This is a genomic window from Pseudomonas sp. NPDC096950 (assembly GCF_044762525.1).
Taxonomy (GTDB): domain Bacteria; phylum Pseudomonadota; class Gammaproteobacteria; order Pseudomonadales; family Pseudomonadaceae; genus Aquipseudomonas.
In genome coordinates this window covers 46,932-60,076 of record NZ_JBIWEL010000023.1, presented here as the reverse complement: position 1 = coordinate 60,076, position 13,145 = coordinate 46,932, and the positions used below count along the sequence as shown (strand labels likewise).

At 60.6% G+C, this 13,145-nt stretch carries 12 protein-coding genes; 3 read left to right on the top strand and 9 right to left on the bottom strand.

Annotated features, from left to right (window positions below):
• Positions 1 to 17: 17 nt before the first annotated feature.
• From ACIQY3_RS27150 to ACIQY3_RS27140, 3 genes are all read right to left on the bottom strand, one after another.
• On the bottom strand, positions 18 to 791 hold the full coding sequence (locus ACIQY3_RS27150) for a MetQ/NlpA family ABC transporter substrate-binding protein (protein ID WP_403025957.1): 774 nt from the start codon (positions 789 to 791) through the stop codon (positions 18 to 20).
• Positions 792 to 868: 77 nt separating this feature from the next.
• Positions 869 to 1,543, bottom strand: coding sequence for a methionine ABC transporter permease (locus ACIQY3_RS27145; protein ID WP_403025955.1), 675 nt, complete (start codon positions 1,541 to 1,543; stop codon positions 869 to 871).
• The gene (locus ACIQY3_RS27140; protein ID WP_403025953.1) at positions 1,543 to 2,550 is read right to left on the bottom strand and encodes a methionine ABC transporter ATP-binding protein; all 1,008 of its coding nucleotides are present in this window, start codon (positions 2,548 to 2,550) and stop codon (positions 1,543 to 1,545) included. The genes ACIQY3_RS27145 and ACIQY3_RS27140 overlap by 1 nt, the downstream gene beginning before the upstream one ends.
• A 263-nt stretch (positions 2,551 to 2,813) precedes the next feature.
• Here ACIQY3_RS27140 and katE point away from each other — a divergent pair, with 263 nt between their 5' ends.
• A complete protein-coding gene (gene katE / locus ACIQY3_RS27135; protein ID WP_403025951.1) occupies positions 2,814 to 4,952 on the top strand; it encodes a catalase HPII in 2,139 nt (712 codons plus the stop codon).
• 95 nt (positions 4,953 to 5,047) lie between these two features.
• On the opposite strand, the gene ACIQY3_RS27130 is transcribed toward katE, so the two are convergent.
• The 4 genes from ACIQY3_RS27130 to zur are packed head-to-tail and all read right to left on the bottom strand — an operon-like array spanning position 5,048 to position 7,850.
• Positions 5,048 to 5,764, bottom strand: a complete 717-nt coding sequence (locus tag ACIQY3_RS27130) for a PA5502 family lipoprotein (protein WP_403025949.1) — start codon at positions 5,762 to 5,764, stop codon at positions 5,048 to 5,050.
• A 37-nt stretch (positions 5,765 to 5,801) separates the two neighbouring features.
• Positions 5,802 to 6,590 (bottom strand): zinc ABC transporter permease subunit ZnuB, encoded by a 789-nt coding sequence (znuB, locus tag ACIQY3_RS27125; protein ID WP_403025947.1) that lies wholly within the window; start codon positions 6,588 to 6,590, stop codon positions 5,802 to 5,804.
• Entirely contained in the window at positions 6,583 to 7,368 is a 786-nt protein-coding gene (gene znuC / locus ACIQY3_RS27120; protein ID WP_054048000.1) for a zinc ABC transporter ATP-binding protein ZnuC, read from the bottom strand. Before znuC ends, znuB begins: the two co-directional genes overlap by 8 nt.
• Complete coding sequence (gene zur / locus ACIQY3_RS27115; protein ID WP_123408492.1) at positions 7,368 to 7,850, bottom strand: zinc uptake transcriptional repressor Zur; 483 nt, start codon at positions 7,848 to 7,850, stop codon at positions 7,368 to 7,370. The genes znuC and zur overlap by 1 nt, the downstream gene beginning before the upstream one ends.
• A 66-nt stretch (positions 7,851 to 7,916) precedes the next feature.
• Here zur and ACIQY3_RS27110 point away from each other — a divergent pair, with 66 nt between their 5' ends.
• Positions 7,917 to 8,837, top strand: a complete 921-nt coding sequence (locus ACIQY3_RS27110) for a zinc ABC transporter substrate-binding protein (protein ID WP_403025944.1) — start codon at positions 7,917 to 7,919, stop codon at positions 8,835 to 8,837.
• 90 nt (positions 8,838 to 8,927) lie between these two features.
• Here ACIQY3_RS27110 and ACIQY3_RS27105 read toward each other — a convergent pair whose 3' ends face one another.
• Both ACIQY3_RS27105 and ACIQY3_RS27100 read right to left on the bottom strand, forming a co-directional pair.
• On the bottom strand, positions 8,928 to 9,878 hold the full coding sequence (locus tag ACIQY3_RS27105; RefSeq protein ID WP_403025942.1) for a homoserine kinase: 951 nt from the start codon (positions 9,876 to 9,878) through the stop codon (positions 8,928 to 8,930).
• Positions 9,879 to 9,938: 60 nt separating this feature from the next.
• Complete coding sequence (locus ACIQY3_RS27100; protein ID WP_054048006.1) at positions 9,939 to 10,235, bottom strand: DUF2782 domain-containing protein; 297 nt, start codon at positions 10,233 to 10,235, stop codon at positions 9,939 to 9,941.
• Positions 10,236 to 10,309: 74 nt separating this feature from the next.
• Here ACIQY3_RS27100 and polA point away from each other — a divergent pair, with 74 nt between their 5' ends.
• Complete coding sequence (polA, locus tag ACIQY3_RS27095) at positions 10,310 to 13,081, top strand: DNA polymerase I (RefSeq protein ID WP_403025939.1); 2,772 nt, start codon at positions 10,310 to 10,312, stop codon at positions 13,079 to 13,081.
• The last annotated feature ends 64 nt before the right edge of the window (positions 13,082 to 13,145 follow it).

The window sequence follows — 13,145 nt, the reverse complement described above, 5'->3', positions numbered from 1 at the left end:
CGCGTCCCCCTTGAACATCAGAACGCCGGCAACACCGCGCCTTTGTACTTCTCAAGAATGAACGCTTTCACTTCCGGGCTGTGCAGCGCGGCAACCAGTTTCTTCATCGCTTCGCTGTCCTTGTCGTCCGGGCGGGCCACGAGGATGTTCACGTACGGCGAGTCGTTGCCTTCGATCACCAGCGCATCCTTGGACGGATCGAGTTTGGCTTCCAGCGCGTAGTTGGTGTTGATCAGCGCCAGGTCGACCTGGGTCAGCACGCGCGGGATGGTCGCGGCTTCCAGTTCGCGGAATTTCAGGTCCTTGGCGTTCTCGGTGATGTCTTTGGTGGTCGAAAGGATGTTGTTCGAATCCTTCAACTTGATCAGGCCCGCCTTCGCCAGCAGCAACAGCGCACGGCCGCCGTTGGTGGCGTCGTTCGGGATCACCACGTTGGCGCCGCCTGGCAGTTCGGTCAGCGCTTTGTACTTGCTGGAGTAAGCGCCCAGCGGTTCCAGATGCACGCCGGCCACGGCAACCAGATTGGTGCCTTTGGCCTTGTTAAACTCATCGAGGTACGGCTGGTGCTGGAAGAAGTTGGCGTCCAGGCGTTTCTCGGCAACCTGCACGTTCGGCTGGATGTAGTCGGTGAACACCTTGACCTGCAGGTTCACACCTTCCTTCGCCAAAGTCGGTTTCACGAACTCGAGGATTTCCGCGTGCGGGACCGGTGTGGCCGCAACGGTCAGGGTTTCATCGGCGTGGGCGGAAAACGCGGCTACGGCAGCCAATGCGACGAGTAGTTTTTTCATTCAGCTAACTCCTTGTGGGCGCCCGTTTGGCGCCTGCCAGCGAATGGCCGGCTCATGTCTTAAATTACGAGAACTGCTTATTTTCTGGAGAAGTGCACGACCAGTTTGTCGCCGACCATCTGCAGCACCTGCACCAGCACCAGCAACAGCACCACGGTGACGATCATCACATCGGTCTGGAAACGCTGGTAGCCAAAACGGATCGCCAGGTCGCCCAACCCACCGGCGCCGACCACACCGGCCATCGCCGTGTAGGACACCAGTGTAATCGCCGTCACCGTAATCGCCGCGAAAATGCCCGGACGGGCTTCCGGCAGCAAGGCGTTAATGATGATCTGCTTGGTGGTCGCGCCCATGGCCTGGGTCGCTTCGATGATGCCGCGATCCACTTCACGCAGAGCCGTTTCCACCAGGCGCCCGAAGAACGGCGTGGCACCCACCACCAGCGGTGGAATCGCACCGGCGACGCCGAGCGACGTGCCGGTGATCAGCACGGTGAACGGGATCATCACGATCAGCAGGATGATGAAGGGCAGCGACCGCAGGATGTTCACCACCAGCGAAAGCACGGCGTACAGCCCCCGGGATTCCAGCAACTGACGCGGGCTGCACAGAAACAGCAGCACGCCCAGCGGCAAGCCGAGCAAAACGGTGAACAACAACGAACCGCCGAGCATCAGCATCGTGTCGCCGGTGGCCAGCCAGATTTCGAACCAGTCGATGTTTTCGAAAAAGGTCTTGATGAGTTCCATTAGCGCAGCACCTCCATGTGGACGTCAGCCGCGGTGAAGAGGCCGAACGCCGCCTCCATGTCGCCGCCAGTGACAGCCAGGGTCAGTTGCCCGTAAGGGACGTCTTTGATGCGATCGATACGACCGGCCAGAATGCTGTAGTCCACACCGGTTTCCCGAGCGACGGTGCCCAGCAACGGCGCGTAGGTCGCTTCGCCCTGGAACGTCAGACGCACGATACGGCCCGGCACATGGGCGAAGTCGTCACGCTGTTCGCCTTCATCGATCTGCTCGCTTTCTTGCACGAAACGCTTGGTGGTCGGGTGCTTGGGATGCAGGAACACCTCGGCCACCGAACCTTGCTCGACGATCACACCAGCATCCATGACCGCCACTTGATCGCAGACCCGACGGATCACGTCCATCTCGTGGGTGATCAGGACGATGGTCAGCTTCAGCTCGCGGTTGATCTCGGCCAGCAATTGCAGGACCGACGCGGTGGTCTGTGGGTCCAGGGCGCTGGTGGCCTCATCGCACAGCAGGATTTTCGGCTTGGTCGCCAGGGCGCGGGCAATGCCGACGCGCTGCTTCTGGCCGCCAGACAACTGCGCCGGATATTTTTTGGCGTGGTCGGACAGACCCACGCGAGCCAACAGTTCCGCCACGCGCTGGTCGATCTCGCTGCGGGACAGTTCACCAGCCAGGGTCAGCGGCAGCGCGACGTTGTCGGCCACGGTCTTGGACGCCAGCAGGTTGAAGTGTTGGAAGATCATCCCGACCTGCTGACGGAAACGCCGCAGGCTATTGGCGTCCAACGCGGTGACTTCTTCGCCATCGACGAAGATCTTGCCGCCACTGGAATTCTCCAGGCGATTGATCAGACGCAGCAGGGTACTTTTTCCCGCGCCGGAATGACCGATCAGGCCGAAGACCTGACCGTTCTCAATCGTCAGACTGGTCGGATGCAGGGCGGGAATATCCTTACCGGCGACGCGGTAAGTCTTATGGACGTTTTGAAACTCGATCACGTAGCGAACCTTGTGGGGCGCGTTGGAAAAGGATCAGCGGTTAGCCGGGCGCGCATTTTAGCCTGTCCGTATAGAGGTTATTAGCATTTATTCCGCATTGAACCTTCGATTTGGCAATAACGCGATCAAAGGTCAGAAAAAAGGAACGGCTAAAAACGTCATCAGTCACTAATAAGGCAACTCGAAAACGCCCCTGGTGCCGTGCCTGGGGAATGCACAAGAGTCCTGGCTACGGCGGGAATCGAACGAGGAGTTTACGACTGATGAGTACTAAAAAGCCTGCCACCCCAAAAAGCGCCCTGGCCGGGACCGATACCCTGGACCGCGGCAACACCAATGCCAAGCTCGATAGCCTGGAGACATTCCGCTCCGACGCCACCGGGCAAGCCCTGCGCACCAACCAGGGCGTCAAAGTTTCGGACAACCAGAACACCCTGAAAGTCGGCGCCCGCGGGCCGTCGCTGCTGGAAGATTTCATCATGCGTGAAAAGATCACGCATTTTGACCATGAACGCATTCCCGAACGCATCGTCCACGCCCGTGGCACCGGTGCCCATGGTTTCTTCCAGACCTACGAAAACCATTCGGTATTGACCAAGGCCGGATTCCTACAAGACCCGGGCCAGAAAACCCCAGTCTTCGTGCGTTTTTCCACGGTGCAGGGCCCGCGCGGGTCAGGCGATACCGTGCGGGACGTACGAGGTTTCGCCGTGAAGTTCTTCACCGACGAAGGCAACTTCGACCTGGTGGGCAACAACATGCCGGTGTTCTTCATTCAGGACGCGATCAAGTTTCCCGACTTCGTCCACGCCGTAAAACCGGAACCGCACAACGAGATTCCTACTGGCGGCTCGGCCCATGACACGTTCTGGGACTTCGTCTCGCTGCAACCGGAATCGGCACACATGGTCATCTGGGCCATGTCTGACCGGGCGATTCCGAAAAGCCTGCGCAGCATGCAGGGCTTCGGTGTGCACACGTTCCGCCTGGTGAATGCCGAAGGCAAATCGCGTTTCGTCAAATTCCACTGGCGCCCTACCGCCGGCACTTGCTCGCTGGTGTGGGATGAGGCGCAGAAACTCGCCGGTAAAGACACTGACTACCACCGTCGCGATCTCTGGGAGTCCATCGAGGTCGGGGACTACCCGGAATGGGAACTTGGCGTACAAATCATCGAGGAGGAGAACGAGCACAGCTTCGACTTCGACATCCTCGACCCGACCAAACTGATCCCGGAAGAAATCGTCCCGATCACGCCGCTGGGCAAAATGGTGCTGAACCGCAACCCGGACAACTTCTTCGCTGAAACCGAGCAAGTCGCGTTTTGCCCAGGCCACATCGTGCCGGGCATCGACTTCTCCAACGATCCGTTGCTGCAAGGCCGGTTGTTTTCCTACACCGACACGCAAATCAGCCGACTCGGCGGGCCGAATTTCCACGAAATCCCGATCAACCGCCCGGTAGCTCCGTTCCACAACGGCCAGCGGGATGCGTTGCACCGCACCACCATCGACAAGGGTCGCGCGTCCTACGAGCCGAACTCGATTGACGGCGGCTGGCCGAAAGAAACGCCACCGGCGGCGCAGGATGGTGGTTTCGAGACGTATCCGGAGCGCATCGATGCGAACAAGATCCGTCAGCGCAGCGAGTCGTTTGGCGATCACTTTTCCCAAGCGCGGCTGTTCTTCAAGAGCATGAGCAAGCACGAGCAGGAACACATCATCGCGGCTTACAGCTTTGAGCTCGGTAAGGTTGATCGGTTGTGGATTCGTGAACGGCAGGTCAATGAGATCCTCGCCAACATCGACCTGGAACTGGCCAAGCGCGTAGCGCAGAACCTGGGGCTGCCGGCACCGAAGGCCGGCACGGTTGAAGTGCGTAAAACCTCGCTGGATCACTCCCCTGCCTTGAGTCAGGCCAACTTGCTACCCGAGAACATCAAGACGCGGAAAGTCGCGATTCTTGCGGCCAACGGCGTCGATGGCGCAGCGATTGATGCGCTGAAGAAAGCACTGGCCGCCGAGGGTGCCCACGCGAAACTGCTCGGACCGACGTCCGCGCCGGTCACGACGGCCGATGGCAAGTCACTGCCGGTGGATGCGTCGATGGAAGGCTTGCCGTCGGTGGCGTTCGATGCGGTGTTCGTGCCGGGTGGCGCGGCGTCGATCAAGGCGTTGAGCACCGATGGCGTGGCGCTGCATTATGTGCTGGAAGCGTACAAGCACCTGAAGGCGATCGCGTTGCATGGCGAGGCCAAGCAGTTGCTGGATGTGTTGAAACTGGAGGCGGATGCAGGGTTGATCGTTGGCGCGGATGCCAAGTTGTTCAAGGCGTTCTTTGCGGCGATTGGGCAGCATCGGGTTTGGGATCGGGAGCCTAAGGCCAAGGCGATTCCGGCTTAAGCCTTTTAGCGATCAGAAGGACGCCTTCGCGAACAAGCCCGCTCCACATTTGGAATGCATTTCAAATGTGGGAGCGGGCTTGCTCGCGAAGCTTTTCAGGGCTTACGCGGACTTAAAATCATCTGTGCAGGTATGTTGCGCAGAATATGCTTTTCCAGCGTCAGGTCGAACTCCGAATCCAGCTTCTTCACCCGTTTGGTCAGCAATGTGGCCAGCCAAGGGTAATCCTGGGTACGAGGGACCTGAAGGCTCACTTCACACCGGTAATTCACCACATCGGTGGCGATAGCATCCAGTTGCTTGCGAAGTTTCCCCATATCGTTGATGTTCAGCGCAATCGTCGTACTTTCAGCCGTTGGATCGATCACCTTCGCCCTCGGCCTGGCTTCGGCAGCCATCAGCGCTGCTTCGGCTTTATCCAGCTCTGCCTTACGGGCATTGACGATGGCGTTGTTGACTCCACCGGTCAGCGCTGGCGCCTTGGGCATCAACGCCCGGGCGCGGCTCAGCGCGGTGGCGGCAGCGTTTACGTCACCTTTTTGCAGCACGATCTGGCTGCGCTGCAGATAGGCTTCGGCCAGTTGCCGCTGGTATTGCACGAGGGATGGGTCGTTGGGCGACTCAGCCTGCAAGGCTGCCAATTGGTCTTCGGCGGTGGCCAACTCGCTGCTGGCCAGGTTTTGTTCCAGTTGTGCGATGGCCGTGGCCCGTGCATCGGGGACCTCAAGGGCCGCCGGTGGCGAGCTTTGGCAAGCGCCCAGCAGCAGAGAAAATGCGACAAGGAGCAGATAACGGGAGGCGAACGGCTTCATTCCTGCGACTCTCTATTTGCGCAAAAAACGAGCAAGTCTACACCCCTCGACGGGGCAGGACAAAACTCAGCAGAAACAGCGCGGCCGCCGTCACCACAATCGACGGGCCCGCCGGGGTGTCCTTGAACCATGACAACGCCAGCCCGCCACACACCGCGAGCATGCCCAGCAGGCTCGCGCCCAGTGCCATCTGCTCCGGCGAGCGGGCGTGACGTTGTGCCGCAGCCGCCGGGATGATCAACAGCGAAGTAATCAGCAACACACCGACAATTTTCATCGCCACGGCGATCACCACGGCGATCAGCAGCATCAGGGTCAGGCGTAACGCCGCCACCGGCAAGCCTTCCACCGTGGCCAACTCTTCGTGCACGGTGATCGCCAGCAAGGGGCGCCACAACGATACCAGCAACCCCAGCACCGCCGCGCTGCCGCCGAGGATCCAGGCCAGATCGGTCGGGCTGATCGCCAGCAGGTCGCCGAACAGATAGGCCATCAGGTCGATCCGCACTTCATGCATGAAGCTTAGTACCACCAGGCCCAGCGAGAGCGTGCTCGGTGCGAGAATTCCCAACAGCGTGTCGGACGCCAGCGGCTGACGCTGCTGCAAGGTCACCAGCAACACCGCCAGCAGCAAGCAGCCAACGGTGACGGCCACCGTGGGGCTGACATCCAGCAAGAAGCCCAAAGCCACGCCCAGCAACGCAGCGTGGGACAGGGTGTCGCCGAAATAAGCCATGCGGCGCCAGACCACGAATGAACCCAACGGGCCCGCGACCAGGGCCAGGGCCAGACCTGCAAGCAGGGCGTAGAGCAGAAAATCAGCCATGCTTGCAGCTATCTCCGTGAACGTGAGGTTTGGCCGACGGGGCCGCGCTGACCACCGAGCCATGCAGGTCATGGGCGTGGTCATGATGATGGTGATAAATCGCCAGGCTTTGTGCGTTCTTTCCGAACAGCTCGACGAAAGCCGGATCGCCGCTGACGTGTTCCGGGTGCCCGGAGCAGCAGACGTGGCGATTCAGGCAAACCACCTGGTCGGTGGTGCTCATTACCAGGTGCAGATCGTGGGAAACCATCAACACGCCGCAACCGTGACGGTCCCGCAGGCGCGTGATCAAGCTGTACAACTCGGCCTGGCCGGCCACATCGACGCCTTGTACCGGTTCGTCGAGCACCAGCAGTTCCGGCTCACGCAACAGTGCCCGGGCCAGCAGCACACGCTGCATTTCACCGCCGGAAACACTTTGCACCGGGCTGTCGATCACCTGTTCGGCGCCGACTTCCTTGAGTGCCGCCAAGGCCCGCGCCCGATCTACGCCCGGCACCAGGCGCAGGAAGCGCAGCACTGACAGCGGCAGGGTCGGATCGACGTGGAGTTTTTGCGGCATGTAACCAACGCGCAGCTTCGGTTTGCGCCAGACACTGCCGCTGTCCGGCTTCAACAGGCCAAGGACCGCGCGCACCAGGGTGGTTTTGCCCGCACCGTTGGGGCCGATCAGGGTCACGATTTGCCCCGGCTCGACACTCAAATCGATGTTTTCCAGCACGCTTTGCCCGGCAAACGTGACGGCGACCTGTTCCAGACGGATCAGCGCGTTGCTCATCAAGCCCCCTGGCAACCCGAGCAGAGCCCGACCACTTCAACGGTCTGGGCTTCCACGACAAATCCGACATCCTTGGCGCTGATTACAATCGCGTCGCTGATGGATTTCTGTTCCAGCTCGATGGCGGCGTGGCATTCGCGGCAGATCAGGAACTGGCCTTGGTGGGCGTGTTCGGGGTGATTGCAGCCGACGAAGGCGTTCAGCGAGGAGATGCGATGCACGAGGCCGTTTTCCAGCAGGAAATCCAGCGCGCGGTACACGGTCGGCGGCGCGGCGCGACGACCATCCTGCTCGCTGAGCACTGCCAGAATGTCGTAGGCACCCAGCGGTTTATGGCTTTGCCACACCAGTTCCAGCACCCGCCGGCGCAAGGCGGTCAGGCGCAGGCCTTGACGTGCGCACAGGGCATCGGCCTCTGACAATGCGCTATGCACGCAATGGGAGTGGTCGTGGGGACGGCTGGCAATCGGTGTTTTAGGCATGAGCGGCGACGAGTTTTGTGAGAGACGTTATTATGTTACCCGTTCTCGCCTCTTCGAGTGGTCATCGTGTCCCGACTTTTTTCTATCTTTGTCGCATTTGTCGCAAGTTTCCTGCTGATCGGATCGGCCCACGCCGAAGTCAAAGTGCTCACCAGCATCAAGCCGCTACAGCTGATTGCAGCTGCGGTGCAGGACGGCGTGGCGATTCCGGAAGTGCTGCTGCCGCCGGGTGCTTCGCCGCATAACTATGCGCTGCGCCCGTCCGACGTACGGAAGGTGCAGTCTGTGGACCTGGTGTACTGGATCGGTCCGGACATGGAAGGTTTCCTGCCCCGCGTGCTGAAAGGTCGTACGCTGCCAACCGTGGCCGTGCAGGACCTGCCGGGGATGAAACTGCGGCATTTCGCCGAAGATAGTCAGTCACACGCCGAAGATGCCGACGAACATGACCATGATCACCGCCCTGGCACTTTGGACGCGCATTTGTGGCTGTCGCCGGTCAATGCGCGGGTGATCGCCACGAAAATGGCTGCGGACCTGAGTGTTGCCGATCCCGAAAACGCCCCGCGCTATCAGAGCAATCTCAAGGCGTTCGATGAACGTCTGGATGCCTTGGACCTGCGCTTGAAGGCTCGTCTGGCGGGCATCGCGGGCAAACCTTATTTCGTATTCCACGAAGCGTTCGATTACTTCGAAGACGCCTACGGCTTGAAGCACACGGGCGTGTTCAGCGTTGCGGCCGAAGTGCAGCCGGGCGCCCAGCATGTCGCGGCGATGCGTACACGTTTGCAGGAAGTCGGCAAGACTTGTGTGTTCAGCGAGCCACCGCTGCGCCCGCGCCTGGCGGAAACCCTGGTGGCCGGCCTGCCGGTGAAACTGGCGGAGCTGGATGCGTTGGGCGGGTACACCCCGGCGACTGCCAAAGGGTATGAGCAGGTGTTTGAGAAGTTGGGGAATGATTTGGCGGGGTGTCTGGAGTCGTTGTGACCCGGACATTGGCGTTGCCCCTATTCGCGAGCAAGCCCGCTCCCACAAGGACGCATTAACCCTGTGGGAGCGGGCTTGCTCGCGAAGCCTTTAAAGGGCGAAAGGCAACGGCGTACTGACCTTCTGCCGCTGCGCCAGGCGCTGCTGGAACTCCATCGGGTCGTGAATCAACACGTCCTGCCCGGCGAACGACTCCGCCGCAATCAACCGCGACAGCCAAAACCGCACACACGCCACCCGCAGCATGGTCGGCCACAGCTCGGCCTCGGCAGCGGTGAATGGCCGCAGCGCCGCATACGCGCCCAACAAGGCCCGGGCTCGCGGACCGTCGATCACGCCTTGTTCGTCGGAACACCAGTCATTCAAGGCAATCGCCACGTCGTACAACATCGGGCCCGAACAGGCGTTGTAGAAGTCGATCAACCCGGTCAGGTGGGTGCCTTCGAACATCGCGTTGTCACGGAACAGGTCGGCGTGGATGTTGGCTCGTGGCAGCGCCAGAATTTTCGTCTTCTGCTGTGTGATTTCGTCCAATGCCCGTTGCAGCAGGTCGCTTTGCTCGGCATTCAGGTGCGAAAGCAACTGCGTGCCCTCCTCCAGCATCCAGTCCAGTCCGCGGTCAGTCTTGCGCTTGATCATGTTGGCCTGGGTCGCCAGATGCAGGTGGCCGAGCAGTTCGCCTACCTGGGCGCAATGCTGGGCGTTGGCGTCCTTGATGTGCTTGCCGGCCAGGCGTGGCTGCAACAGCGCCGGTTTGCCGGCCAGTTCACGCAAGGCCACGCCGTCGGTGGTGCGCAATGCGTACGGCACCGGCAGGTCGGCCTCATGCAGTACGTCCAGCAGTTCGATGAAGAACGGCATCTCCTGAACCGGTCCACGCTCGACCAAGGTCAGGACGAACTCACCCTGCTCCAGGCTGATAAAGAAATTGGTGTTTTCGCTACCGGCGGCAATCCCCTGGAAATCGAGCAGGCGGCCGAGCCCGTATGGGGCGAGAAAGGTTTCCAGCTCGGGCCGAGCCAGGGGGGTAAACACAGACATGGTTAAAAACTGCTCAGTTCGGGCGCCGCTATTAAAGCGGCGCCGATTAAAGTTAAGAAACTACTTCCAGGTAAAGATTTCCCACGCAGGAATCAGCATATCCGGCTGATCCGAGCGGATGTAATTCGCATCGGTCCCGTCCGCGCGCACCAGGAAATACGGAGGCCCAACCTTCGGCGTGACCTTGATGGCGTAAGTAAACCCGCCTTTCTTGTATTCCTGAATGACCTTGTCGCCTTCCGTGTGCGTGTTAATGGTGACTTCCGGCTCCGCCGACGGCGCGTCATCCGCCGCCATGACAGCCAATGGAACGGTTGCAAACAACCCAGCCAGCAACAGGCGATTTAGTGTGCGCATGATAACCTTGTCCCTTTGTCGTCAACGGTCCCGCTATTCTAGCGCCGGACCCGCCGAAAAGGTTGATCGTGCTCATGAGCCAAGCCCCCCTCGTCCTGGTGGACGGTTCTTCTTACCTGTACCGCGCCTTTCACGCGCTGCCACCGCTGACCACTTCCAAAGGCCTGCCGACCGGCGCGGTCAAGGGTGTGTTGAACATGCTCAAGAGTCTGCGCAAGCAGTACCCGGACAGCCCGTTCGCCGTGGTGTTCGACGCCAAGGGTGGGACCTTTCGCGATGACATGTACGCCGAATACAAGGCCAACCGCCCGAGCATGCCCGACGACATGCGCGTGCAGATCGAGCCGCTGCACCAGAGCGTAATCGCCCTGGGCTTCCCGTTGTTGTGCGTCGAAGGCGTCGAGGCCGATGACGTGATCGGCACCCTGGCCCGCAGCAGCGCGGCCGCTGACCGCCCGGTGGTGATCTCCACCGGCGACAAGGACATGGCGCAACTGGTCGATGGCCACATTACCTTGGTCAATACCATGACCGGTAGCGCGCTGGACGTGGAGGGCGTGAAGGAGAAATTCGGCGTCGCTCCCGAGCAGATCATCGATTATCTGGCGCTGATGGGCGATTCGTCCGACAACATTCCGGGCGTTCCGGGTATCGGTCCGAAGACCGCGTCTGGCCTTTTGGTAGGCGTGAATGGCGGTTTGACCGAGCTCTACGCGCAGCTCGACATCGTTCCAACCTTGCCGATTCGCGGCGCCAAGACCCTGCCGGCCAAGCTCGAAGAGCACAAGGAGATGGCATTCCTCTCCTATAAGCTCGCGACCATCAAGATCGACGTGCCGCTGGACATTGGCCTCGATGACCTGCAAATGGGCCAGCCGGATCACGACAAACTCGCCGAGCTCTACACCCTGCTGGAGTTCAAGAGCTGGTTCGAAGACAACCAGCGCGATGCCAAGCGCTCCGGCCAGGAAGTCGTCGCGCCTGTCGCTGAAGTAGCGGCCGTCGCGGCTGAACTCAAGTACACAACCATTCTCACCCAGGCGGATTTCGATCTCTGGTTGCAGAAGCTGAACGACGCCAAACTGTTCGCCTTCGATACCGAAACCACCGGTATCGATGCGCAACAGGCAAAACTGGTGGGCCTGTCGTTCGCGGTTCAGGCCAACGAAGCGGCCTACATCCCACTGACTCACTCCTACATGGGCGTGCCCGAACAGTTGGACCGCGACACCGTATTGCGGGCGCTGAAACCGATCCTCGAAGACCCGAGCAAGCTCAAGGTCGGCCAGCACGCCAAGTTCGACATGAACATCCTGGCCAACTGCGCCATCGGCGGTGATCAGAGTTGCGGCATCACGGTGCAGGGCATCGCCTTCGACACCATGCTCGAATCCTACGTGCTGGACTCCACCGCGACCCGCCACGACATGGACAGCCTGGCGCTCAAGTACCTGAATCACACCACCACCGGTTTTACCGATATCGCCGGCAAGGGCGCCAAGCAGCTGACATTCGACCAGATCGCCCTGGAACTGGCCGGGCCTTACGCCGCCGAAGACGCCGATGTAACTTTGCGTCTGCATCAGACCTTGCAGGCAAAGCTCAACGCGATTCCAAGCTTGAGCAAGGTCTTGAGCGAAATCGAAATGCCGTTGGTGCCGGTGCTGGCCCGGATCGAACGCCAGGGCGCGCTGGTCGATGCCGAGCTGCTGGGCATTCAGAGCGTCGAGCTGGGCAAGAAAATGGTCGAGCTGGAGCGTGAGGCGTATGCCATCGCCGGCGAAGAATTCAACCTCGGTTCGCCGAAGCAATTGGGCGCGATCCTGTACGAAAAGCTCGGCCTGCCCGTCCTTAGCAAAACCGCCAAGGGCCAGGCTTCAACCGCCGAAGCCGTGCTGGCGGAACTGGCCGACCAGGATTTCACGCTGCCCAAAGTACTGATGCAGTACCGCTCAATGAGCAAGCTGAAAAGCACTTATACCGATCGCTTGCCGGAGCAGATCAACCCGCGCACCCAGCGGATTCACACCTCGTATCACCAGGCTGTTGCGGCCACCGGTCGTTTGTCGTCCAGTGATCCAAACCTGCAGAACATCCCGATTCGTACCGCCGAAGGCCGGCGGATTCGTCAGGCATTCGTGGCGCCGAAAGGCTACAAACTGCTGGCGGCGGACTACTCGCAGATTGAACTGCGGATCATGGCGCACCTGGCCAAGGACGAAGGCTTGCTGCACGCCTTCCGCAACGACCTGGACGTGCACAAAGCCACGGCGGCCGAGGTCTTCGGGGTTGAACTGACAGAGGTCACCACCGACCAGCGGCGCAGCGCCAAGGCGATCAACTTCGGCCTGATCTACGGCATGAGCGCATTTGGCCTGGCCAAGCAGATCGGCGTCGATCGCAAGCAGTCCCAGGCGTACATCGACCGATATTTCGCCCGTTACCCCGGCGTGCTGGAGTACATGGAGCGCACCCGCACCCAGGCCGCCGAGCAGGGCTTCGTCGAAACCATTTTCGGTCGTCGCCTGTACCTGCCGGAGATCAACGCGAAAAACCCGGCCCTGCGCAAAGGTGCCGAACGCACCGCGATCAACGCCCCGATGCAAGGCACCGCGGCCGACATCATCAAGAAAGCCATGGTGGCGGTGGATAACTGGCTGACGTCGTCAGGCCTGGACGCCAAAGTCATCCTGCAGGTACACGATGAACTGGTGCTAGAAGTGCGTGAGGACCTGGTCGACCAGGTGCGTGAAGAAATTCGCGCGCACATGAGCAACGCCGTGAAGCTGGACGTGCCGTTGCTGGTCGAAGTCGGGGTCGGCAATAACTGGGATGAGGCTCACTGAGCCGTCTGAAAGACGACTTCTGCTGCGGCATAGTGCCGCGGCAGAAGGGCGAAGGGCGCTTAGT